The organism is Pseudoclavibacter terrae (assembly GCF_008831075.1).
Classification (GTDB): Bacteria; Actinomycetota; Actinomycetes; order Actinomycetales; family Microbacteriaceae; genus Pseudoclavibacter; species Pseudoclavibacter terrae.
Genome location: NZ_WBJX01000002.1, coordinates 273314 through 295313 on the forward strand (window position 1 = coordinate 273314; position 22000 = coordinate 295313).

General features: G+C 68.7%; 23 protein-coding genes. 11 read left to right on the forward strand and 12 right to left on the reverse strand.

What is annotated here, in order from left to right; translation table 11 throughout:
• Positions 1-130: 130 nt before the first annotated feature.
• A complete protein-coding gene (locus tag F8O03_RS07545; RefSeq protein ID WP_151423330.1) occupies positions 131-511 on the reverse strand; it encodes a hypothetical protein in 381 nt (126 codons plus the stop codon).
• 135 nt (positions 512-646) lie between these two features.
• Between F8O03_RS07545 and F8O03_RS07550 the strand changes: the two genes are divergently transcribed.
• Positions 647-1180, forward strand: a complete 534-nt coding sequence (locus tag F8O03_RS07550) for a hypothetical protein (protein ID WP_151423331.1) — start codon at positions 647-649, stop codon at positions 1178-1180.
• A 116-nt stretch (positions 1181-1296) separates the two neighbouring features.
• On the forward strand, positions 1297-2064 hold the full coding sequence (locus F8O03_RS07555; RefSeq protein WP_151423332.1) for a hypothetical protein: 768 nt from the start codon (positions 1297-1299) through the stop codon (positions 2062-2064).
• 80 nt (positions 2065-2144) lie between these two features.
• Here the strand turns inward: F8O03_RS07555 and F8O03_RS07560 are convergent, their stop codons facing one another.
• Together F8O03_RS07560 and F8O03_RS07565 are read right to left on the reverse strand one after the other, a co-directional pair.
• Positions 2145-2585 carry a VOC family protein gene (locus tag F8O03_RS07560; protein ID WP_151423333.1) on the reverse strand — a complete coding sequence of 147 codons (441 nt, stop codon included), beginning with the start codon at positions 2583-2585 and terminating at the stop codon, positions 2145-2147.
• The gene (locus F8O03_RS07565; RefSeq protein WP_151423334.1) at positions 2582-3061 is read right to left on the reverse strand and encodes an SRPBCC domain-containing protein; all 480 of its coding nucleotides are present in this window, start codon (positions 3059-3061) and stop codon (positions 2582-2584) included. Before F8O03_RS07565 ends, F8O03_RS07560 begins: the two co-directional genes overlap by 4 nt.
• A 174-nt stretch (positions 3062-3235) precedes the next feature.
• Here F8O03_RS07565 and F8O03_RS07570 point away from each other — a divergent pair, with 174 nt between their 5' ends.
• Entirely contained in the window at positions 3236-3664 is a 429-nt protein-coding gene (locus F8O03_RS07570) for a YciI family protein (RefSeq protein WP_151423335.1), read from the forward strand.
• Positions 3665-3701: 37 nt separating this feature from the next.
• Entirely contained in the window at positions 3702-5018 is a 1317-nt protein-coding gene (locus F8O03_RS07575) for an RNA polymerase sigma factor (protein ID WP_151423336.1), read from the forward strand.
• 247 nt (positions 5019-5265) lie between these two features.
• Here F8O03_RS07575 and F8O03_RS07580 read toward each other — a convergent pair whose 3' ends face one another.
• Entirely contained in the window at positions 5266-5967 is a 702-nt protein-coding gene (locus tag F8O03_RS07580; protein WP_151423337.1) for a YceI family protein, read from the reverse strand.
• Between the two features lie 183 nt (positions 5968-6150).
• Between F8O03_RS07580 and F8O03_RS07585 the strand changes: the two genes are divergently transcribed.
• Entirely contained in the window at positions 6151-7878 is a 1728-nt protein-coding gene (locus tag F8O03_RS07585; protein ID WP_151423338.1) for a long-chain-fatty-acid--CoA ligase, read from the forward strand.
• Positions 7879-7933: 55 nt separating this feature from the next.
• Here F8O03_RS07585 and F8O03_RS07590 read toward each other — a convergent pair whose 3' ends face one another.
• On the reverse strand, positions 7934-9235 hold the full coding sequence (locus tag F8O03_RS07590) for an alpha/beta hydrolase family protein (protein WP_151423339.1): 1302 nt from the start codon (positions 9233-9235) through the stop codon (positions 7934-7936).
• 122 nt (positions 9236-9357) lie between these two features.
• On the opposite strand from F8O03_RS07590, the gene F8O03_RS07595 reads away from it, so the two are divergent.
• Together F8O03_RS07595 and F8O03_RS18410 are read left to right on the forward strand one after the other, a co-directional pair.
• Positions 9358-9657 (forward strand): DUF4287 domain-containing protein, encoded by a 300-nt coding sequence (locus tag F8O03_RS07595; protein WP_104252963.1) that lies wholly within the window; start codon positions 9358-9360, stop codon positions 9655-9657.
• Positions 9654-10112, forward strand: a complete 459-nt coding sequence (locus F8O03_RS18410) for a YchJ family protein (protein WP_151423340.1) — start codon at positions 9654-9656, stop codon at positions 10110-10112. The genes F8O03_RS07595 and F8O03_RS18410 overlap by 4 nt, the downstream gene beginning before the upstream one ends.
• Positions 10113-10194: 82 nt before the next feature.
• Here the strand turns inward: F8O03_RS18410 and F8O03_RS07605 are convergent, their stop codons facing one another.
• The 5 genes from F8O03_RS07605 to F8O03_RS07625 form a co-directional block, all read right to left on the reverse strand.
• Entirely contained in the window at positions 10195-12897 is a 2703-nt protein-coding gene (locus F8O03_RS07605; RefSeq protein ID WP_151423341.1) for a phosphoenolpyruvate carboxylase, read from the reverse strand.
• A gap of 96 nt (positions 12898-12993) precedes the next feature.
• A complete protein-coding gene (locus F8O03_RS07610; protein WP_151423342.1) occupies positions 12994-13473 on the reverse strand; it encodes an SRPBCC domain-containing protein in 480 nt (159 codons plus the stop codon).
• 9 nt (positions 13474-13482) lie between these two features.
• Complete coding sequence (locus tag F8O03_RS07615; protein WP_151423343.1) at positions 13483-14589, reverse strand: DNA alkylation repair protein; 1107 nt, start codon at positions 14587-14589, stop codon at positions 13483-13485.
• 83 nt (positions 14590-14672) lie between these two features.
• Positions 14673-15347 (reverse strand): ScbR family autoregulator-binding transcription factor, encoded by a 675-nt coding sequence (locus F8O03_RS07620; protein ID WP_151423344.1) that lies wholly within the window; start codon positions 15345-15347, stop codon positions 14673-14675.
• Positions 15348-15420: 73 nt separating this feature from the next.
• Positions 15421-16326 (reverse strand): AfsA-related hotdog domain-containing protein, encoded by a 906-nt coding sequence (locus F8O03_RS07625; RefSeq protein ID WP_151423345.1) that lies wholly within the window; start codon positions 16324-16326, stop codon positions 15421-15423.
• Between the two features lie 89 nt (positions 16327-16415).
• Between F8O03_RS07625 and F8O03_RS07630 the strand changes: the two genes are divergently transcribed.
• Positions 16416-16955 carry a hypothetical protein gene (locus F8O03_RS07630; RefSeq protein WP_151423346.1) on the forward strand — a complete coding sequence of 180 codons (540 nt, stop codon included), beginning with the start codon at positions 16416-16418 and terminating at the stop codon, positions 16953-16955.
• Here F8O03_RS07630 and F8O03_RS07635 read toward each other — a convergent pair.
• Entirely contained in the window at positions 16945-17850 is a 906-nt protein-coding gene (locus F8O03_RS07635; protein WP_151423347.1) for an NAD-dependent epimerase/dehydratase family protein, read from the reverse strand. The genes F8O03_RS07630 and F8O03_RS07635 overlap by 11 nt on opposite strands.
• An 83-nt stretch (positions 17851-17933) precedes the next feature.
• On the opposite strand from F8O03_RS07635, the gene F8O03_RS07640 reads away from it, so the two are divergent.
• From F8O03_RS07640 to F8O03_RS07650, 3 genes are all read left to right on the forward strand, one after another.
• On the forward strand, positions 17934-19112 hold the full coding sequence (locus F8O03_RS07640) for an aminotransferase class I/II-fold pyridoxal phosphate-dependent enzyme (RefSeq protein ID WP_151423348.1): 1179 nt from the start codon (positions 17934-17936) through the stop codon (positions 19110-19112).
• Between the two features lie 106 nt (positions 19113-19218).
• The gene (locus tag F8O03_RS07645; protein ID WP_151423349.1) at positions 19219-19920 is read left to right on the forward strand and encodes an ABC transporter ATP-binding protein; all 702 of its coding nucleotides are present in this window, start codon (positions 19219-19221) and stop codon (positions 19918-19920) included.
• Positions 19853-21370, forward strand: coding sequence for a hypothetical protein (locus F8O03_RS07650; RefSeq protein WP_151423350.1), 1518 nt, complete (start codon positions 19853-19855; stop codon positions 21368-21370). Before F8O03_RS07645 ends, F8O03_RS07650 begins: the two co-directional genes overlap by 68 nt.
• Here F8O03_RS07650 and F8O03_RS07655 read toward each other — a convergent pair.
• Positions 21355-21918 carry a dihydrofolate reductase family protein gene (locus F8O03_RS07655; RefSeq protein ID WP_151423351.1) on the reverse strand — a complete coding sequence of 188 codons (564 nt, stop codon included), beginning with the start codon at positions 21916-21918 and terminating at the stop codon, positions 21355-21357. The genes F8O03_RS07650 and F8O03_RS07655 overlap by 16 nt on opposite strands.
• Positions 21919-22000: the final 82 nt, after the last annotated feature.

Consider the following 22000-nt stretch of genomic DNA (forward strand, 5'->3'; position numbering starts at 1 on the left):
CGGCGAACGCTGAACAGGCTGACCGCGCGCGCTCGGAACGTGGCGGTTCCGATCTCGTCTCCAACATGCTGAACGACCAGATCCTCGACGAACGGTGCCTGAGATCGAAGAGGGTCTATATCTTTGAGATCTACATTGCGTGACCGCGCTGGTCGCGAGTCGCGCGAACCGGGCGGAGCTCGTCGTTCGGTGGGAACGACAGCGTGAACTCGACGTTGGGCACCGTGATGTCTCCCCAGTCGTCCCGCTTCACGCGGACGCTGACCGTCGACACTTCAGTGATGCGCACGCGCAGCCACGCGCCGTTCTCCAGGCGCAGCTCATAGGCGTCGGCGAGATACCCGATTCCCAGATCATCCAGAAGCGTCTCAGCTTCGAACCAGTCGAGTTCCCCGGAGCATTCCCGTCCGAGTAGGTCGATGACCACGAAACCATCGCCGTGCGGGCGCATCCAACCGAGGAGCTCACCGTCTCCACGGCGATGCTCGATCCAATCGCTGGGGCTCGTCACGCGACGATGCTACCCAGCACGCGGCCCAAACCGTCGATCTGTGGATAACTTCTGCGAACATTTTCGAGAGCGGCTACCTTGACGGCCATGCAACCAAGGGGGAAGCGCAGGCGGGCCATCGGCACCGTTCTGCTGATGATGTTCAGCCTCGGGGCGACCGTCGGGCTAAGCGGATGCGAGCCCGAAGCCACCGCACCAAGCCCGCCTCCCAGCCCCATCACTGTGACTTCAACTCCGGTCCTTCCCAGCAACGAGGAAGCCCTCGCGATCGTGGAAGAGTTGGTGCCGAAGTTCCTGGCGGCGGAAGCGGCGGTCCTGTCAGGACAAGCCGGAGTCGAGAGCCTCAGTCCGGTCGCCACCGAAGAGCACCGAACGTCGATTGGTGAGTCGGCGGACGAAATCAAAAGTGCTGGGCAGACAGTCGTGGGTGCCGCGACCGTGTCGAACCTCGGCGTCCAGAGCGTGAGCGCCGCCGACGGGTCAGTGCTTATCGCCGCCTACGGGTGCTACGACGTTTCCCATTTCAACATTGTCGACGCTGCTGGAATCAGTGCCCGGGCGCCTGACGTTCCTGACCGGTTCTCTGTCGTGTTCGAGATTGTCAGTAGCCAGGACGGCTTTAAGTCCAATGGGAGTGCACCATGGTCTGGCGCCAGCTTCTGCTCATAAGCGCGGCAATCGTCAACGGCATAGCTGCCCCTTCAGGAGCTCTGCCCCGTGCAGCCTGCGACTCTAGCGAACTCTTGCTGGGTGCTTGCGGCAGTGTCTCCAACGACGGGAACGGCGTGAGCATCAACGTCGAGGAGACGTACGTGGGTGACCCGGGTCCCTCCGACTCGTACGACGGCGGGGGCTCCGGGGATGACTCCTCGTCCGACGACAGCTGGGTTGACGGCGGAGGCTCAGGAGACGATACGAGCGGCGGTGGCGGCCCGCCTCCGTTCATACCGAACGCGAGCGCGCTCGCATCCCCTGTGAGCTCCCTCGTCGCGCCAGCGGCAGTGCAGTGCAGGGGGTGCGGTGGCGGCGGGGGAGGCGGCACCACCACGACCGCGCCGAGGCCACCCACGAGTTTCACGATCAGCGACGTGCTCACCCTCGCGCCCGCCGCAGTAACCCTCACGGCCGAGCCCTCGACATGGAGCATCGTCGGTACCCACACCAACTTCTACACTGCGGCCGCCCAGCACAGCGCGGCCGGGAGCGTCCTCGGCCACCCGATCACCGTGACCTTCACCCCAGTTTCATACCGGTGGGACTACGGCGACGGCACCACGCAGGAAACGACGACACCCGGCTCACCCTGGGAAGCACTCGGGCAAGAGGACTTCACCGCCACCGAGACGAGCCACGTCTACACCGAGAAGATGTCCGTTCAGGCATCCGTCACCGTCGTCTACACGGCCATCGTGACCCTCGCCAACGGCACGAACATCCCCGTCACCGGAACGCTCGACCGCGCCTCGACCACCGTCACCCTCGAACTCTTCACCGCCGACACCGTCATCACCGTCGGCGACTGCAACGAGCATCCCCAGCAGCCCCGCTGTTGACGCGCGCAACCGGACAAGTTCGCCAAACCAGCGCCCGGCCCACGCAGACCACACCAGCCGTGGACCACCGCCCCGAACCCCTACTCGCCCTCCCCGAACACAACCGACCCGTCGGGGAGCACACTCCAACCAGGGTTGTGCGCCACCTCCCAGACGACACCATTCGGATCCTCGACCAAACCGTGGAACACACCGCCGAAATCACCCTCCTGCGGCACCTTCAACGTCACCCCACCACCAGCCGCCATCGCCGAGACCACCGCGACGACCTCCTCGCGGCTCCCCACGTTGTGCGCCAACGTCACACCCGACACCTGCGAACGATCCTCACCCGTCCCCAGATCGCGGTTGAACTTCTCCGCATCGAAGAACCCGAGCACCTGCCCCGCCCCCAACTGGAAGAACACGATCTCGCCCTCAACATCGAGCAGCGGTTCCCACCCGAGCGCATCGACGTAGAAGCGCCGCGCATCGTCGAGATCGCGAGTCGCGAACGTCACGAAGTTCACCTGCTGCTTCACGAGCGACCCACAAACGCCGAAAGGTTCTCCAACGACGACGAGATGCCCTCCACGTGATCCGCCTGACTGATGCCACTCGGCACGTCATACGCCGACACCGTCACCAGAGTGCCGCCCGGAAACTCCGCCAACTCCCACACCATCGTCATCGTCCCCGCAAACCGCGCATCGTCCGACTCGAACACCACCTGCTGCGAGACCCGCTCGTCCTCCACCAGCTCCACGAACACCGACTCAGACACATCCCGCGACTCAGCAGTCTTCCCACCACCAACCGGAACCTCCGCATACGTGAGCTCAAGCACACTGCGCCCGCCCACGCGCGGCTCGAAACGCGTGTACCTGCCCGTCATCCCCGCCGGCGGCAGCCAGGTCTCCAGCGCGCGCTGATCGAGAAGCGCCGCGTAGATCTTGGATGCGCTCGCCGGCAGCACTCTCGAGACTCGGTCGACCCGTGGTTCGAAATCGCTCGTCATGCCCGGAAGCTAGCAAGCCGACTTGAAGATGCGCCGACCGGCCTCCCGAAAAGATTCTCAAGAAAATTCACGGCACGTGTCGATTTCCTCGACCGCCGTTCGACGCCATAGTAGACGGGTGCTGATCGGCACCCTGCAACCGGCCCTGCGGGGCTGCAGACAAGGAGAATCATCATGAAGTTCATGCTCATCATGCGTGCCACCGACGACGCCAAGGCCGCCTACGAGAACACCGACTTCACCGAGATCATCAACGCCATGGGCAAGTACAACGAGTCCATGATGGAAGCCGGCGTCCTCCTCGCAGGCGAGGGCCTCGCCGACGACCTCAGCACCGCCTTCGTCGTCGACTTCTCAGGCGAGCAGCCCGTCGTCACCGACGGCCCATACGGCGAGACCCACGAGCTCTTCAACGGCTTCTGGATCATCGAGACCACCACCCGCGACGAAGCCATCCAGTGGGCCTCCCGAGCCCCACTCCAGGGGCCGGGTTCGAAGCTCGAAGTGCGCCGCGTCACCGACATGAGCGACTTCGCCGGCCACGAAGACAACGAATTCATCCAGAAGGAAGAGGGCTGGCGCGAGCAGCAGGCCGGCGCCTGAGCGCACCCGAACACGGACGCGGGCAGAGGATACGGCGATGATCTCGGCAGGGCCCGGCGACGGCCACGGAGAGAAGAACGACGATGTCGCCGCTCGACCGTCGGGCCAGCCCGCGACCGCCGCCGCCATCGACGCCGTCTGGCGCATCGAGAGCGCCCGCATCGTCTCGACCCTCACGAGGATGGTCGGCGACGTCGGCGTTGCCGAAGACCTCGCACAGGAAGCCGTCGCCGACGCGCTCACCCAGTGGCCAGAGTCAGGCGTCCCGGCCAACCCGGGCGCCTGGCTCACCGCCGTCGCCAAACGCAAGGCCATCGACAGGTGGCGGCGCCGCGAGCGACTCGACGACCGCTACAGCGCCATCGCACGCGACCTGAGCGACGCGGATGCGACCGCCAGCGACCCCTGGGTGCCCATCAGCGACGACGTCCTCCGACTCATCTTCGTCGCCTGCCACCCCGCGCTCTCCCGCGAGGCGCAAGTCGCGCTCACGCTGCGCATCGTCGGTGGCCTCACGACGGACGAGATCGCGCGCCTCTTCCTCATCCCGGTCGCGACCGTGCAGCAGCGCATCGTGCGGGCCAAGAAGAGCCTCGCCGCCGCCAGGGTGCCCTTCGAGACGCCCGACCCGAGCGAGTGGACCCCGCGCCTCGGCGGCGTCCTCGCCGTCATCTACCTGATCTTCACCGAGGGCTACGCGGCCAGTTCCGGAGACCGCTGGCTGCGATCCGACCTCGCTGCGGAAGCCCTCCGCCTCGGCCGGGCGCTCACCAGCATGCTCCCCAGAGAGCCCGAGGTGCTCGGACTTGTCGCACTCATGGAGTTCCAGAGCTCGCGCTTCGCGGCGCGTGAGTCGGCCGACGGCACCCCCATCCTGCTCGCCGACCAGGATCGGCGACGCTGGGACCGCTCGGCGATCCTCCGCGGTCGCGCCCTCCTGGCCAGAGCCGACGCCCTCGGCAAGGGGCGCGGCACTTACTGCCTGCAGGCCGCCATCGCCGAGCGGCACGCAGTGGCCCGTTCCGTGCAGGACACCGACTGGCCGCAGATCGTCGTGCTCTACGAGGTCCTCGGACGCCTGGCCCCGAGCCCCATCGTCGAACTCAACCGGGCCGTCGCCGTCTCGATGGCGACCGGACCGGCAACCGCGCTCGCCATCGTAGACCGGCTCGGCGCATCCGGTGCCCTCGCCCGTGGCCCGCTCCTCGCGAGCGTCCGCGGTGAGCTGCTCGCGCAGCTCGGGAGGATCGACGAGGCGAGATCGGAGCTGAGCGTCGCGGTCGAGCTCACCGCAAACGAGCAGCAGCGTCATGTGTTGCAGGGCAAGATCGACGCCCTCGAAACCCGCACCTGAACAATGCCGTCGGCCTGGGGTCGACGCCGTCACCCGCGTCTGCCTGGCCGGCCAAGCAGACAGTGCTGCTGGACAGCCAGACAGCTAGCCCGCCGGACCGTACACCGGGCTGACCAACTTGCGTGACGATCTGGGCTTCTGGGCTGGGTCTGGCCCGGAGGAGCCGGTCTCGTCACGCAAGCTGGTCAGCGGATGAGCGCGGTGGGGGAGTCGGCCAGCCGGCCGACGGGCCAGGCTCGCCGCGCCCCTACGCGCGCTCGAGGACGAGCAGGAACTCGACGGATCCGGTGGGCTCGACGGAGACGAAGCCCAGGTTCGGGGCTTCGACCCCGTAGTCGGCGAAGGTCACGGGTATGCTGCCGGCGACCTGCACGTTGTCGCCGTCAAGGCCTGCCGTGATGTCGATGGTCACCTGCTGGCTGACGCCGTTGAGCGTGAGCGTTCCGGTGGCCGGGATCGTCGCCTGCGTGCCATCCGCGAGTCCGTCGAGTGCGGCCACTGGCTCGTCGAGCGTGAAGGTCGCTTCCGGGTTCGCGGCGGTGTCGAGTGCTTCGCTGCGGAAGTACTCGTCGCGACGTTCCTCGTCGGTGGCGATGGATGCGACGTCGACCGTGATGTCGGCGGCCGTGAGCTCGGTCTCGGTCGTCGTGAGCGTGCCAGAGACGGTCTCGGTGCGACCGGTGACCGTCACGTCCGTGCCGTTGAGCACCTCGTCGACCCGGTATCCAGCGTAGGAGCCGGACGCGACGGTCCACGAGCCCGCGAGCGTGCTGGCGTCGGCAGCGCTCGGGGCCGTCGACTCGATCTCGAGGGCCGGCGCCTCGGCGGCGGGCTCGGCGATCACGTCACGGTAGATCATGGGGCCGAACACGGCGGCGGCGATGCCGATCACCACGACAACGGCCGCGATGACGAGACCGATGGTGGCTTTCTTCGATGGCTTCTTCATAGTTGTAGCTTGAAGCACTTTCCTATGGCTGGACTATGAGTCTCTCGTCGATCGCGTGAGGAAGCGGATGCGCGTCGCGGGGAGCGCGAGAGGCTCCGGGACACACGGCTTCAGCACAAGTGCCGCGACTTAGGCTTCGAGCGCACCGCTGTGCGCGCAGCCGTGCCCGTCGAAAGGACCCCGGTGAACGACGCCAACGAGACCAGCAGCACGTCCGACCTCGCGTCCAGGCCATGGTTGGCCGCGTACGCCGACGACGTGCCTCATGACATCGCCGAGGTGCGGGAGTCCCTCGTCGACCTGCTCGAGAACTCCGTGAAGCACTTCGGCTCTCGCCCGGCGCTCGAGTTCTTCGGCGCCGAGACCAGCTACGGCGAGCTCGGGGAGCAGGTGGCTCGTGCGGCCGAGGGCCTCCGCAAGCTCGGGGTCACGGCGGGCGACCGCGTCGCGTTGGTGCTCCCCAACTGCCCACAGCACGTCATCGCCTTCTATGCCGCACTCCGGCTCGGCGCGATCGTCATCGAGCACAACCCGCTCTACACGGCGCGCGAGCTGCGGCATCAGTTCGAAGACCACGGCGCGAAGATCGCGATCGTGTGGGACAAGGTCGCCGATCTCATCTCGGAGCTGCCGAGCGACGTCGTCCCGGACACGATCGTCGCCGTGGACATGACGAGCGCGCTTCCGTTCGGGAAGCGACTCGCGCTGCGCCTTCCCGTCGCGAAGGCCCGCGAATCCCGCGAGGCCATGACGGCGACGCCCTCGGATCGAGGCGTGCTCAAGTGGGAGCGCATCGCGAATGCGAAGCGCATCTCGAAGCGCGTGCCCAAGCCCGCCCTCGACGACGTCGCCCTGCTGCAGTACACGAGCGGAACCACCGGCAACCCCAAGGGCGCCATCCTCACCCACCGCAACCTGCGCGCGAACGCCGCGCAGGGTCGTGCGTGGGTGCCCGGGCTCACGGAGGGGCGGGAGGTCTTCTACGGGGTGCTCCCGCTGTTCCACGCGTATGGCATGACGCTGTGCCTCACCTTCGCCATGAGCATCGGCGCGCGGCTCGTCCTCTTCCCGAAGTTCGACGTCGACCTCGTCGTCGCCGCGGCGAAGAGCTCCCCGCCGACCTTCCTGCCAGCAGTCCCTCCCATCTACGACGCGCTGTCGAGGGCAGCCTCCCGCAAGGGGGTCAGCTTCACGGGCATCCGCTTCGCGATCTCGGGGGCCATGAGCCTGCCCGTCAAGACGGTCGAGCGCTGGGAGGAGGTCACCGGAGGGCTCCTGGTTGAGGGATACGGCATGACCGAGACATCGCCGGTCGCGCTCGGCAACCCCGTCGGCCCGACCAGGCGCCCCGGGACGGTCGGGGTTCCCTTCCCGGGCACGCACATCCGCGTCGTCGACCCGGACGACCCGAGCATCGACCGCGCCGCCGGGGAATCGGGCGAGCTCCTCATCCGCGGGCCGCAGGTGTTCCAGGGCTACTGGAAGCGGCCGGACGAGACGCGCGAAGTGCTCCTCGCCGGCGGCTGGCTTCGCACCGGCGACATCGTCACCGTGTCCGACGACGGCTTCGTGACGGTCGTCGACCGCAAGAAGGAGCTCATCATCACGGGCGGCTTCAACGTGAGCCCCTCCGAAGTCGAGGAAGCCCTCACCGCGCACCCCGATGTCGAGGGCGCCGCAGTTGTCGGCCTCCCGCGCAGCTCCGGGGGTGAGGATGTGACCGCCGCGGTCGTGCTCCGCGACGGTGCCACGTTCGACGGCGACGCGCTGCGCGACTTCTGCCGCTCACGCCTCGCGTCCTACAAGGTGCCCAAGCGGGTCGTGCAGGTCGAGGAGCTCCCCAAGTCACTCATCGGCAAGGTGCTCCGTCGTCAGGTCCGAGACCGACTCGTCGCCAAGCGCAGCGAGTAGCCGCCCACGACCTGGCTCCCGCGCCGCCCGCGACTGCCGCTCGGAACCAGAGGGATCACCGGAGCGCAGATTCCGTGGCGACGGCTTCGCGTGTGACCTCGGGCGTCCCGAAACCGGCGTCACCGCGTGCTGCTGCGCGCGCGTCGAGGCGCGCGTCGAGCCAGTCGAGCAGCACCTCGTTGACGGCGGTCCGGGCGAGGGGTTCGCAGTGAGAATCGGCACCGTTGACGGCCGTGAACCGAACCAGCTCCGCGTCTGGCACAAGGCCTGCCAGCTCGTCCGACTGTCCGGGCCAGAACTGCTCGTTCTCCGGCGCCGTGATGAGCAGCGGCGTGGTGATCGAGGCGGCGAGCTCCGGATTGAGCCGGTACTTCCCGACCTCCCGATAGACCGCGAAGTAGCCGGTGCTCGCGTAGGGTCTGGCGCGGAAGTTCCACACGGCCCGTTCGGCGGCGCTGTGCCCGAGACCGAGCTTCATGTACTGGTCGAAGTGCTTCGAGTCGCCCTTCTCCAGCTCGTGACGCAGCGGTGACGGCAGGTGTCCGACCCATGAGGTCGACACGTCCGTCACCCCGGGGTCGACGATCGCCGCTGCCACGCGATGCTCGAATGCCAGCGCCCGCGGCACCCAGTACCCCGCCTGGCTGACCCCGTAGACGGCGACGCGGGACCCGTCGACGCCCGGCAGACCCAGCGCGTGGTCGATCACGGGCGTCAGGACCGCTTCGAAGTCAGGTCTGAAGTGGGAGCCGGCGACGAGCTGGCTCTGCTGACCAGGCCCGTCGAAGTACAGCACGGCGTACCCGCGGGCGGCCGCGGCCGCACCGATCGTCGCGTAGAGATCCGTGAGCGTCCCGTCGCTGCCGTTGACCAGCACGAGCAGGGGCGACAGCCCATCCCGCGGCGGCACATCCGGGCGCTGCAGGAAACCGGGAATGGCGCCTTTCCCGTAGCGGATCGAACACCCCTCGAGGGGCACGCGCCTGAGCGACGCGAAGCGGTCCCATGCCGCGCGGTGCATGGCGAACGCGTTGGCGTACCCGTCGGTGTCGCCGATCGCCGCGATCGCGTTGAGCGCGTGGCCGTAGTAGGCGGATGCTCGCAGCCACTGCGCGGCCGCGGTGGCCGCCCGCCCGCTGCTCTCGGAGACCTGCGCGAGCTGCTGCGTGGCCTGCGCTCTCGCGAACCAGGCCCTGACCCACGACTCCCGCTTGCCGTCCTCGACAGCGGCGAGCGTCGCGAAGATCTCGCCGAGGTCGCCGGCACCTGCGCCGACGGATCCGAGAACGATCTTGGCGTCGAAATTCTGATCTGCGTCGTGGAACAACGGCCGCGACAGTGCTGGATGGTGCGACATAGCCACATCATCCTCCTGTCGCCACCGGCCCGGTCCGATCCGCAGGGAGTTAGGAGGAAACACCGATAGCTAAGATGCCAGCACGGTCGCCGATCAGCGGCGAACCCAGGGAGGGAGCATCCATGTCGTTCCAGTCGTACCTCGACAACATCGAGGGCAAGACGGGCCTCACGCCGCGTCAGTTCATCGCCATCGCCCAGGAGAAGGGCCTCGATGCGCCAGACACGAAGGCGGGCGACATCCTGGCCTGGCTGAAGGAGGACTACGACCTCGGTCGCGGGCACGGCATGGCGCTGGTGCACGTCATCAAGAACGGTCCGCAGATCAGCGCGAAGCACGTCGGCAAGTCGGGGGCACACGGCGACGAGTCGGACACGCTCTGGCTCGACGGCGTGGCGACGAAGCCAGCGGCGGGGGAGTGAGCGCACCAGAGGGGGCGCCACGCGGTTCTGCCCGAGCCCCTGCGGAACGTGTCGACAACGCAGCTCCGCCTGCTGCCGACGTCTGCCCCTGCGGCAGCCGCCTCGCGTACGAGTCATGCTGCGGAGCCTTCCACGCCGGTCGACCCGCCCCCACAGCCGAGACGCTCATGCGCTCCCGCTACTCGGCATTCGCGCTCGGCCTGCCGGGCTACCTCGCGGAGACGTGGGCGGAGGCGACCAGGCCCGACGAGATCGACCTCGACGATGGCACCGTCTGGCGACGCCTGCAGATCGTGGACACCCTCGACGGAGGCCCGGATGACGAATCCGGAATCGTCGAGTTCCGGGCCGCGTACCGGGACCCTGACGGCGCGGGCCTCCTCCACGAGCGCGCCCGCTTCATCCGCGCCGACGGCCGCTGGGTCTACCTCGACGGGCAGATCCGCGGGAGCTGAATCCACAGCATGGCCGCCACCCAGACGGGTGACGGCCATGCTCTGCCGGCTTCGCGCGACGACGTGGCGCCCCCGCGGAGCGTCAGCCGGTGTTTTGCAGTCCGGCTGCGACGCCGTTGACCGAGAGCAGCAGCAGGCGCTGGAGCTCCGCCGCCTCGTCGCTGTCGGGCTTCCTGGCGTCGTCGCGCAGTCGGCGCAGTGCGCGGAGCTGCAGCAGCGAGAGCGCGTCCACGTACGGGCTGCGCATCTTCACGGCACGCTGCAGCACCGGCTTGCGCTCAAGCAGCTCGGCACCGCCGGTGATGCGGGTGACCCAGCTGGCCGTGAGATCAAGCTCGTCCGTCACGAGTCCCGCGAGCTCCGGCCGATCGCCGAGTTCAAGGTAGCGGCGCGCGATACGCGCATCCGTCTTCGCGAGGCTCATCGCGACGTTGTCGATCATCGACCGGAAGAGGGGCCACTCGGCGTAGGCCGCCTGCAGCTGCTCGAGGTCGCCGACCGCCTCGAGGGCGGTGCCCAGGCCGAACCAGCCGGTGAGGTTGATGCGAGCCTGCGTCCACGCGAAGACCCAGGGGATCGCGCGCAGGTCCTCCAACGACTCGACTGACAGGCCTCTGCGTGCCGGTCGCGAGCCGAGTGCGAGCATCCCGACTTCCTCCATCGGGGTGACGCGGGCAAACCAGGGCGCGAAGCCGGGCGCCTTGACGAGCGCGAAGAAGCGCTCGCGCGAGGCCGCATCCATCGTGGCCGCGACGCCGGCGTACTTCTCGGCGGCGTTCGCATTGCGCGACTCCGTTGAGGGCGCGGAGGCGAGCAGCGTCGCGGAGATGACCTGGTCGATGTGGCGGGCCGCGATGTCCGGGTCGCCGTACCTGGCGAAGATGACCTCGCCCTGCTCGGTGAGCTTGAAACGGCCGTCGACCGAGTGCGGCGGCTGGGCGAGGATCGCGACGTTTGCGGGGCCGCCGCCACGGCCGAGAGCGCCACCACGGCCATGGAAGAGCGTCAGCTCGATGCCGTTCTCCTGCGCCCACGCCGCGATCTGGCTCTGCGCCTCGTAGAGCGCGAGCGTCGCGGCAACGGGGCCGACGTCCTTCGAGGAATCAGAGTAGCCGAGCATGACCTCGAGCCTGCGGCCGTTGCCGGCGAGCAGCTCGACGACCTCCGGCTGCTCGAGCATCTCGGCGAGGATGCGGGGAGCCGCCTGCAGGTCGGCGAACGTCTCGAAGAGCGGGATGACGTTGAGCGCAGGCGGCGTCGCGCCCGGACCCGTCGCCGCCACCGCGAGCTTGAAGACATTGGCGATGTCCTCGGACGACTGCGTGAACGAGACGATGTAGCGGCCAGCGGCGCGAGGCCCGTGACGCTCCTGGATGAACGCGACCGAGCGGAACACGTCGAGGACCTCGGCGGCGAGCTCGCTCGGCTCGTCCCCGGCCTTCAGCTCAGCCAGCTCGGCGAGCACCTTGCGGTGCACCTGGGAGTGCTGGCGCACCTCGAGCTCCGTGAGGTGGAAGCCGAAGGTCTCCACCTGCCAGATCAGGTGCTGCAGCTCCCCGTACGCGTGCCGGCCCGCGCCGGCCGCGACGAGCGACGCCTGCAGGATGCGCAGCTCGCGCAGCAGCTCGTCTGGAACCGTGTACGCAAGGTCGGCGTTGCGTCGCCGCGTGGCCTCGATGCGCCGCGCGATGAGCAGCAGCACCCGGCGGTGTGGTTCACCGGGCGAGCGCTGTGCGATCTCAGCAGCGGCCGACTCGTCGGCACTCCCGAGGCGCGCGAGCAGAGTCGCCGCGGCCGCATCGAGCGGGGTCGTGTCGGACCCGAGCGTGAGGGTGCGGCCGATTCGGGCGGACGCGCGCTCGAGGCCGAGCAGCACGTGCTCGGAGGCGATGACAGCCGCCTGTCGGCTGACCTTGGCGGTCACGAACGGGTTGCCGTCCCGGTCGCCGCCGATCCAGGAGCCAACTCGCACGAACGGCTTCGCGAGGGGGGCCACCGTGCCGGAGATGCCACCCTGCAGCGCCTCATCCACCCGGCGGTACACGCGGGGGACGGTCGTGAAGAGCGTTTCATCGAAGACCGCCATGACGGTGCGCACCTCGTCGACGGGGGTCGGCTTGTCGCTGCGCAGCGGTGACGTGCGCCAGAGGAGGTCGATCTCCTCGAGCAGGCGACGCGTGAGTTCCTGCGCAGCCGCGCTGCCGTCGGACGCGGAGCCCAGGAAGCGCAGTTCGTCGCGCTCCTCGAGCAGGTCGCTGATGCGGCGGATCGCGGAAGACACGGCCCGGCGGCGGGCCTCCGTGGGATGCGCCGTGAACACCGGGTGGAAGCGGAGGCCTCGCACGCGCTCGGCGGCCTTGTCCTCGCCGATCTCCGAGCTGAGGCGAGCGAACGCCTGAGAGATGGTGTCCTCCTGCTGCTTCGCGGGAGAGGCGCCGCGGGCTCGGAGCACGCGAACCCGGTGGTGCTCCTCGGCGAGGTTCACGAGGTGGAAGTAGCAGGTGAACGCGCGGGCGACCTCATCCGCACGTGCCGGCGAGAGCGCATCCACCAGCTCCTCGGCGGACGCGAACGAGTCGTCCGCGACCTCGGCCCCGCGCTCGTACGCGGCGATCGTGAGGCGGCGCAGCCGCTCGACGTCGTCGAGGAGCTCCGGGCCTCCCGTCTCGGTGATGACCTGGCCGAGCAGGGTGCCGAGGAGGTGCACATCGGAGCGCAGTTCGTCCGGCAGTTCTGCGCCAGCCTCAGTTCGGCTGGCGGGGGAGTTCGTAGGGGCTTCGAGCATGAGCACAGGCTACCGAGGCTGTGTCTCGACAATGTGACGCGCCATCCATCATGACCGGGAATGACGTTCGCTGGCGGGTGGCTGCCGGGGCCCGTGTTAGGCGGTGCCAGGGGATGGGGGCTCGAGGTAGTCCTCGAACACGGGCTTCTCAAGCCCGTCCTTCGCCGCCAGCATCGTGTCGAGGTAGAAGTTCCAACCTGCTCGGATGTCCTTCAGCATGCCGACGGGCACATCGAAATGCTCGAAGGTGAGCCGCGTCGATGCTCCGCCGGCACCCGCGGGTTCGAGAGAGACCTGCAGATGCCACACGCCCGCAGCGTCCTCGGTCGTGACCTCCAGCACCCTGGGCGCCTCGCAGCGTCCGATCGTCGCGCTGCTTGCCGGGGTGCCCTCTTCGGCCACCAGCTCGAGTCCGATCTGCCCGGCAGCCTCATCGGTGTAGTGCCACGGGCCGATCCACTGCGCAGTCCGGTCGCTCTCCGTGAACCACAGCCACAGGTCCTCCCGGGGAGCCGCGACGACGCGCTCGATGCGAATGGTCTGCGTGCCGACATCGTCGGCTGGTGTCTGAGGCATGTCCGTATCTCAGCACACGACGTCGGGAAGCAACTCGAACTCGGCGAAGCCGAAGCGAACGCCGTTGACCTGCAGCTCGATGGCGTGAACTCCAGGGTGGTAGCGGCGGGTGGTGATCGGCACGATCCTGTGACGCTTCTCGATCTCGAGCGTCTCATCGGGCGCGAGCGTGGTCGTCGAGATCTTGAAGGTCTTCGGCGTCCTGCTGCCATCCGCCTTGACATGGTGCACGATGTAGTCGACGACCAGCTTCGCGGGCTCCTGGCCGGTGTTCCGGATCGCTCCGCAGATGAGCAGCTCCTCACCGAGCGTGATGCTCGTGCGATCGAGCGTCGGCCCGTCAACCGCCACGTCGGTCGCTACGAAGCCGAGGATGCCCAGCGCCTGCTGGTCGCCACGCTTCACGAGCGTCCTGAGGGCGTGGCGCACGAGCCTCGGCGTGTGCTCGTCGCCCTCCGCCAGCCATGCCGTGGCCAGTTCGCAGACGAGTCCCGCGTCGTGCCGGCTGATGTCGTTGAGGTGATTCGCGACCGAGCGGCGGACGTACTCGCTCTCGTCCCTGTAGAGGGCATCCAGGATCGGGGCGGTCAGGCGAGCGTCGCGAGTGATCCCCGCCACCCTCGTTCCCCACGGAAGGTATGGGCGCGTTCCCTCGGACGCGAGGCGACGCACGTGCTCATCACTGCTGCGAGTCCACGCGAGCATGATCTCGAGCGCCCGTCCGAGGCGCGCACGAAGCATCGCCCGAACCGCCCACTCGCACGTGAGCCGAGGAGTCAGCTCGGCGAGCAGCTGCATGCCGTCGTCGAACGCCTCTTCACCGCCGTCGGCGATCGCCGCTGCGGAGACGGCCACCGAGACGGGCCAGATCATCCACCCGGTGAGGGATGGAGACTCCAGCGCTCGGCGCACGATCGCTGCGAAGGCGGGGTACGGCACAGGGAGGTCGACGGCGAGCGAGGCGGCGAGGTGCGCGCTCCGAGCACCCAGCGGAAGGTCGTCGAGCTGCTGGGCGGCGCTGCGTGTCTCGGTGAGGCGAACGGCGGCCGCCGTTTCCAGCAGGTCCGTCATGGCGGAGGCCTGCTGGCGTCCGAGCAGTTCGTCTGCGAAGGGCATGCGTCGTCTCCTCTCAGCCCGAGGCAAACTCGGTCGGGATCGTCGTGGGATCGTCGGGAACGCGGCTGGGCTGGGCTGATCGGTCAGTGCGCAACAGCGTGGTCATCGAACACCGAGTCGAGGAGGTCTGCGACGCGCTCCGCCTGCTCCGGGGTCGTCAGACTCGGCAGAATGATCCGCCAGTGCGTGGCAACCCGCGCTACGAGGTCGTGTCGCCCGCTCACAGCGCCCGAGAGGAGCTGGGTCCCCGTGAACGTCGACACGAGCAGCGAGCTGAGGTCCGCCGCCGCCACATCGCGGCGGATGCTTCCCTCGCGCTGGCAGAGCTGGATGAGCGGCTTGAGGCGTGCAAGCCAGTCGAGATACGGCCCGTGAGCGAGGAAGTTCGACCCGATCTCCGTCGTGACCAGGACCCCGGCGAGCACCACGACGTCGCTGCGCAGGAGGCGGGCGAAAGCGAGCGAAACCTTGAGGAGAGCCTCGATGCCACTGGTCGCGGAGCTCGTCGCATCCGTCACCGAGCGCGTGGCACGCTCCGCGTACTCGGCGAGGACTGCCTCCGCGACCGCCTCGCGGGTCGCGAAGTGGTGGTAGAACGCCCCGTTGGTCACCCCGGAGTGCTCGCGGATCCGCGCGAGCGTCGACCCGGCGAAGCCGAACTCCACGAAGGTGGTGGCGGCTGCGAGCACCAGCCGACTCCGCGTCTCCACGCTCCGCTGCTGCTGGGGCGCGTTTGACGGTCGGGGGAGGGCGCTCATAGCCAGTGAGTGTAATGACGATCGCCCCGCCGCTGAGGGAAGGCGAGCGGGAAGGTCCGAATCCAGTCAGGCCTCAGGCGCATCGAACCTGCGCAACGCGCTCGTGCGCCTGATCTGCCGCCGTCGACACCTGGTGGCCCGAACGCCTGGCGCTGATCGAGACGACCTCCCCGATCTCGGCGAATCGGGGGCATTCGAGCGCCACCTCCTGTGGTGGCGTCCCCGTGAGGTGCTCGTGGGCCTCGATTCCTGCCTGGGCGAAGAGCAGGCCGGGCACGTGGTCGACCTCGTGGTCGAAGATGAGCCGGTTGGCGGATGGCCAGCCGAGGTGCGCCTGCAGGTCCAGACCGTGCACGGACACCTCCGCGAGTGCCCCGTTGCTGGGGCGGGGGTGGGGGGCCCGCAGCTGACGTCGCCGTAGCGCCGAGTAGGTGCGCCTTGGCACGCACCGGAACGAGCCCGAGCCCTCGGCGACGACATCGTGATCGACTTCGAAGACCGCGAACGCCGTCATCTCGTCGCAGCGCCCAGCTCGGACTCGCGCGCTGCTGATGCGCACCGAGGCCGTCATCGCGGCTGCGTTCGCTGCGATGCCGAGCGCGAACGCATCCGACCCCTGGAAGCTCAACTCGTTGAGTAGGAAGGCCCAATCCAGAGGGATGCCGCCCGCGCGGTGCCCCATGAGGAGGCCGAGCTGCCTGGTGATCTCGAGCCCGAGGAGGGTCGGTGATGAGACCGCGGTCGTCCGGGTGTCAGCCGCCTGCACGACGGGTGGGGTCGCACGCAGGCGAGCGAGGTACTCATCTGGACTCACCTCATCCATTGTGGCGATGAGCATGGACTCCTCGCTGTCCTTGTGGACGAGTTCTCGGCTGACCCGCATCGGTGCCCCCTTCGGCGTCACCCTGCGCCACGACGCCGTGATCTCGGTGACGTCACGGCGCAGCGTGACGCGTGCGCCAGCTGGCAGAGGTTTCACGAGGAGTGTCGTTCAAAACAGAGTGTTCTGTATGTTAGCTTGCCCTGGGTCGATCGGGAAGCCAACTGCCCACGATCCGAGGGGGACACATGGGAGTGCTCGTGCATCCAGACCGTCAGCCGCGCTTCGCGGTGCGGTCGGCTGTTGCAGACGGACGCCTTCGGGTGATCGCCGACCACCGCGGTGGCAACCCCTGGCTGTTTGCGCGTCCCGCTGACCGTGAGCTCACGGAAGTCCGGACCAGGCACCTGGACCTGGTCATCCTCAGCCGCCTCCAGGGGGAGACGGCGACCGCAGTCGTGCTCCTCGCTCAGGGGCGGCGTTCCCTTGGCGAGCTTTCCGACCTCTCCTCGCTCCTCGCGGACGATGCAGTCATCATCGCGAAAGACGCGCAGGGCGCGGTTCGCGTGGAGGGGCCGCGAGCCGGCGGCCGGCGTGCTTCGTGGGTGGAAGTCGGGTCGGCGGTGTTCGCGAGCGACGACAGGGCGCTCCTCGCCGAGGTCTTCCGGCCGAACGTCGAATCTGACGGGGACCGCGGGCGCGTTGTCATCAGGGCGATCCCAACCGGCATGTGGCTGCACACGGTCGATGGTGTGGCTCCTCGCCTGCGGTCCTCCGTCACCGTGTGACGGAGGCGTACCAGTCCAGGTCTTCGCCGGACAGCCTGGGATGACGCTCGGGATGAGCATGCCAGCCGGTTCGTCGACGCAGGAGGTCGCCGTCGTACGTGTGGTCGACGAACGATCGTTGCAGCAGCTGCGGAGGTACGTCAGCAAGGCGCGGATCGTCAACCGGGATGTCTTCACCGGGGAGGTCGATGCCGAGCTGACGAGCCACGCTCGTGAGCATCTCCCTGAACGTCACTGGTTCAGGGTCGGCGGCATGGAAGATCGACTCAGGAACAGTGCCGGGGTCAGCCGCCAGAAGGCTGATCTGCGCCGACAGCGAGCTGACATGGACGGTCGAGAGGCGCCCGCTCCCGGCGCCCACCCATCCACCCAGGGCGCGAACGCCCGCGAGTGCCGTCGGGATGAACCAGCGGTCGCCGACCCCAAACGTCAGCGCGGCCCGCACGACCTTGCCGCCGGCCGACAGCACGTGCGCCTCGCCGGCGCTCCGCGACACGCTCACCGCGGAAACCGGATGCACTCCCACCTCGCCTTCACGGGCGAGGCTGTGCGGGCCTGGGCCGTAGACGGCGGTCGTGCTGACGGAGATGAGTCTCGCCCCAGACCGCGTGCAGTCGGCGGCGAGAGTACGGGTTCCTGCGTCGTTGACGCGAGCGGCCAAGCGCTCGTCACTCCCCACATAGGCGGCCGCATGGATCACGACGTCTGCCCCTTCGGTGGCACCGACGATCGTCGTGGTCTCGGCGAGATCACCGCGCACGACTTCCACGTCGTGCGGGGCCGGCTCCGCACGTCTCGTCAGCACGCGGATGCGAGTGACACCCGGCAGCGTGCGCAGCCGAGCGAGCACGGCCGTGCCCACGAATCCCGTCGCCCCCGTCAGAAGAACATCCATGCCGCCCCCAGCTCTGAACCGTTCCGATCAGCGTAGCTGCACCCACCGACGGCAGCGGGCACGGCTCCTGGCATCCTTGGATCATGAAGCTCTCGCATCGCGCCCAGACCGTCGAGCCGTTCCACGCCATGGCCTTCGGGCAGCGGGCGGCGGTCCTTGAGTCCGCTGGTCACCGGATCGTGAAGCTCTCGCTCGGTGAACCCGACTTCGGGGCGCCCCCGGCCGTGCGCGAAGCCATGCGCGAAGCCATGGATGGTCGCCCCCTGCCATACACGGTCGCGCTCGGGCTGCCCGCGCTCCGCGAGGCGATCAGCGGCTTCTACCGTCTCCGCCACGGTGTCGACGTCGACCCGGCGCGCATCATCGTGACGTCAGGAGCATCCGCCGCGCTGCTCCTGGTCGTCGCCGCGACCACCGACAACGGCGACGACGTCCTCATGGCTGATCCCTCCTACCCGTGCAATCGTCAGCTGGTCGAGGGCTTCGGCGGCCGAGTCGTCAGCGTGCCGTCGACTGTGGGGTCTCGCTACCAGCTCGACCTCGCCAGCGTGCGGGCCGCCTGGAGCGAGCACACGAACGCGCTCATGGTGGCGACGCCGTCGAACCCGACCGGAACGTCGATACCGTTCGACGAGCTCGCGACGATCTGCGCGTTCGCCCGCGAACAGGGCGCGTGGCGCATCGTCGACGAGATCTACCTGAACCTCTCCGACCCCGGTGCCGACGGCACGCCACCGCGGAGCGTCCTCAGCGTGGACCCGGACGCGATCGTCATCAACAGCTTCTCGAAGTACTTCGGCATGACGGGGTGGCGGCTCGGCTGGGCGGTGCTGCCGGAGGCCCTCGTGCCCGCCGTCGAGAAGCTCGCAACCAACTACTTCCTCTCGGCGTCGGCGCCCGCGCAGATCGCGGCGCTCGCCGCGTTCACGCCCGAGTCGCTCGACCTCTGCGAGGCGCGGCGCGCGGAGCTGCGTGTGCGACGGGACCTCGTGCTGGATGGGCTCGCCCGCGTCGGGCTGCCTGTCCCGGTTCTTCCAGATGGGGCGTTCTACGTGTACTTCGATGTGTCGGCCACCGGTCTCTCCGCGTGGGAGTTCTGTGACCGAGCGCTCGAGGAAGCACACGTTGCCCTCACGCCAGGACGCGATTTCGGAGCGGCGACGGGGGAGACGCACGTGCGGCTCTCCTACGCCGCCTCAGCGACCGAGCTGGCGGAGGGACTGGCGCACCTCGGTCGCTTCCTGGAGACGCTGCGCCGCTGATTGCCGGCGACTCCGCCTTCGTGACCCCGAGGTGCGGACGAGGGCCGTCGGCCAGCTGCTCGCGAGGCGACTTGCTCAGGGTCTGCGGGCACGGGAGGATGGATGCATGCCAGCGGTCCGCGTCGAAGGGGTGTCCGTCAGACGCGGCGGGACCCGTGTGCTTGCCGCGGTCGACTTCGAGGTGGCGGCGGGCTCCGTGCTGTGCCTGACCGGCGAGAACGGGTCCGGGAAGACGACAGTGCTGCGCACGCTCACCGGACAGGTCTCGCCGAGTTCAGGCCGCGTCCTCATCGTCGGGGAACCCGTTGACGAGCGGAGCCCGAAGTTCCGGCGAAGGCTGGCGGCGCTGCTCGGGTCGGTCCCCTTCTCCACGACGATGACCGCGCGAGAGCATCTCACCGCGGTGGCCGCCTCCTGGGGTGCCTCGGTCCGCGACGCGAATGCCAGCGCCGACGAGGTGCTCGCGCGTCTCGACATCCTGGACCTCTCCGATCGCTTCCCGCACGAGCTGTCGTCCGGCCAGTTCCAGCTCCTCTCGCTTGCCACCGCGCTCGCGCGACCGTTCGAGGTGCTGGTGCTGGATGAGCCGGAGCAGCGCCTCGACGAGGACAGGCGCGAGCTGCTCGCCCGCATCTTGACCGAGGAGCGAGCCCGCGGCGCGGCGATTGTCGTGGCGACCCACAGTCGTCCCCTCATCGATGAGCTGGGCGCAGCCGAACTGCGTCTCGCGCGCAGTCCCGGTGCCCGCGACAGTGGCATGGGGGACACTCGCGGTCCTGGCGGTGACGATGGCCGTGCGGCGGCGTGAGGGTGCATACCGGGTCTACCTCGCTGTCGCCGTTGGGCTCATCGCGGTTGCTCCGGTCGTGCGGATGCTCTTCCTCGCGCTTCTCGAACCTGCGTCGGTCGGCTGGCTGACCTCTCCGGACTTCCTCGAGCAGCTGCGTGTCCTCGTGGCCGCAGTTGGCCCTGTGGGCATGCTCGTGGGCACCGTGAGAGGGCCGGCCCTCCGTACCCCGTTCGCGACGGTGACGCTCGGCTCGAACCACCTCCCGAGGAAGCTCACGCTGAGGGGCCCGTTCCTGAAGAGCCTGATCGCCGCGGCAGCCGTCTCCGCCGCAGTCGTGTGTCTCCCTGGAGCCGCGTTGGTTGTGGGCCTCGGCGCTCCGCCTCTGTCGGTAGTGGCCTGTGCTGTCGCAGCGGTGGCGGTGGCCTCTCTCGGCGTGGTGTCGGCGTTGCTCGGTCAGGTGCTCGTCGGCCCGCGGGTGTGGGCTTGCGCCGTGCTCCTTGGGGTCTGGGGTGCGTCTCCGTTTGGTCCTGGCCAGTGGTTCGCAGCGGCTTGGGCTGGTCTCGTCGGTGACGCCAGTGTCGGGATCACCGGCCCAGTTCTCCTGGTCGCCGCTGCGGTTGCGGTGCTCGCCGGTGTGCCTGGCCTCCTCGATCGTCTGCGCGGTGACGCTCTGCTGCTGCAGGCGGCACGCCGCGAGTCGGCGTCTGTCGCGATCGCCACCGGTGAATTGGCGGGTGCTGCGGCGATGTATCGAGAGCGCCCCACGACAGGCAGAAGGCTCAGCGCCGTGGTCGGTGGGCCACGCGTCCTTGGGATGCTGGTCCGCGACGCGGTTGGAGCCATGCGAACGCCCCAGCGGACGGTTCTGGGTGCGCTCGGCCTCGCGGTCGGGGCCGTGCTGCTCGGGTTGGCCACGGTCCCCTCGGGCGCTCCCGAGCTTCCGGGAGCGGTCACGACGACTGGCGCAATCGCTGGCATCGCCGCCGTCGCATCCGTGCTCATGTATCTCGCGCTGGGGAGCTTCGCAGACGGCTTCAGGCACGCCGCCGACGCTGCGGTGGGCGCCGCGGTCTTCGGAACCCCGGTCGGAGAGCAGTTCCTCCTGCACGCGGTGTTCCCCGTGGCTCTGGTCGTGCTCGTCGTCGGCGCGCTCGTCGCGATCTCAGGGGGTGGTCCGCTGCCCATCCTCGTCGGCCTCGCCCTGGTCGCCGTCCGAGCATTCGATGCCGCGCGCGGGCACCTGCCTCCCCTCTTGTTGACGCCGATGCCGAGTGAGGTCGGCGACCTGTCGGTGGTCGCGCGTCTTGCCTGGCAGTTCGATGGCGTGCTCCTCTCTGTCGCCCTCGGTCTCGGCCTCGCGCTTCCCTGGCTGGCGGGCGCACCGGCGCTCTCGGTCGCGACTCTCGTGGTCGCGACGTCGCTGCTCGCCCTTGCGACGGCGGCGAGGCTCCGTCAGGGGCGCGGGTAGCGGACCTCGTAGTGCGCGTGCACGAACTGGCCTTCGACGTGCGCCGACTTCAGGTGAAGCGCATCCGCCTCGATGCGTCGGGGGAGCACCGGCGCCCCCGACTCGAGGGTGACGGGGGCGATCGAGAGTCGTATCTCGTCGAGCTGCCCGGCCTCGTAGAACTGGCCAGCCAGGTCGCCGCCACCGACCACCCACACGTCGCCGTCGCCTGCCGCCTCCGCGATCTCGCCGAAGTGGTCGCTCACGGCGCCCTGGACGAGGCGGATGTCGAGCCCGTCCGGGACCGGGAGCTCGCGTGTCGTGAACACGAACGCGGGACGCTCGGCGTAGGAATCCCGCCACTTCTCGGGATGCTCGTCGAGCCCCTCATGGGTGTAGACCCACTCGTAGGTCGTCGAACCCATGACGAGGGCACCAACCCCCTCGAGGAACGGGCCGAAACTGTTGTCCTCAGGCTGCTCGACCACGAACAGCCAGTCGAGCGAGTTGTCGTCGTCTGCGATGAATCCGGAAAGCGTTGTCGCGGTGTTGTAGATCACGTTCGTCATGTCGGCACGGTACCCGCGGCCACCGACAAATCCGGTGGAGCCCCGATCGCACCGGCAAGACAGCTGGAGGGCCGACGCGAGA

Coding starts and splice junctions, on each gene's coding strand:
- F8O03_RS07565 (WP_151423334.1), bottom strand. CDS start 3,061: ATGACGAGCGATTTCGAACCACGGGTCGACCGAGTCTCGAGAGTGCTG.
- F8O03_RS07605 (WP_151423341.1), bottom strand. CDS start 12,897: ATGCTCGAAGCCCCTACGAACTCCCCCGCCAGCCGAACTGAGGCTGGC.
- F8O03_RS07615 (WP_151423343.1), bottom strand. CDS start 14,589: ATGCCCTTCGCAGACGAACTGCTCGGACGCCAGCAGGCCTCCGCCATG.
- F8O03_RS07630 (WP_151423346.1), top strand. CDS start 16,416: ATGGGAGTGCTCGTGCATCCAGACCGTCAGCCGCGCTTCGCGGTGCGG.
- F8O03_RS07645 (WP_151423349.1), top strand. CDS start 19,219: ATGCCAGCGGTCCGCGTCGAAGGGGTGTCCGTCAGACGCGGCGGGACC.
- F8O03_RS07610 (WP_151423342.1), bottom strand. CDS start 13,473: ATGCCTCAGACACCAGCCGACGATGTCGGCACGCAGACCATTCGCATC.
- F8O03_RS07575 (WP_151423336.1), top strand. CDS start 3,702: ATGATCTCGGCAGGGCCCGGCGACGGCCACGGAGAGAAGAACGACGAT.
- F8O03_RS07570 (WP_151423335.1), top strand. CDS start 3,236: ATGAAGTTCATGCTCATCATGCGTGCCACCGACGACGCCAAGGCCGCC.
- F8O03_RS07640 (WP_151423348.1), top strand. CDS start 17,934: ATGAAGCTCTCGCATCGCGCCCAGACCGTCGAGCCGTTCCACGCCATG.
- F8O03_RS07655 (WP_151423351.1), bottom strand. CDS start 21,918: ATGACGAACGTGATCTACAACACCGCGACAACGCTTTCCGGATTCATC.
- F8O03_RS07595 (WP_104252963.1), top strand. CDS start 9,358: ATGTCGTTCCAGTCGTACCTCGACAACATCGAGGGCAAGACGGGCCTC.
- F8O03_RS07550 (WP_151423331.1), top strand. CDS start 647: ATGATGTTCAGCCTCGGGGCGACCGTCGGGCTAAGCGGATGCGAGCCC.
- F8O03_RS07590 (WP_151423339.1), bottom strand. CDS start 9,235: ATGTCGCACCATCCAGCACTGTCGCGGCCGTTGTTCCACGACGCAGAT.
- F8O03_RS07635 (WP_151423347.1), bottom strand. CDS start 17,850: ATGGATGTTCTTCTGACGGGGGCGACGGGATTCGTGGGCACGGCCGTG.
- F8O03_RS07580 (WP_151423337.1), bottom strand. CDS start 5,967: ATGAAGAAGCCATCGAAGAAAGCCACCATCGGTCTCGTCATCGCGGCC.
- F8O03_RS07620 (WP_151423344.1), bottom strand. CDS start 15,347: ATGAGCGCCCTCCCCCGACCGTCAAACGCGCCCCAGCAGCAGCGGAGC.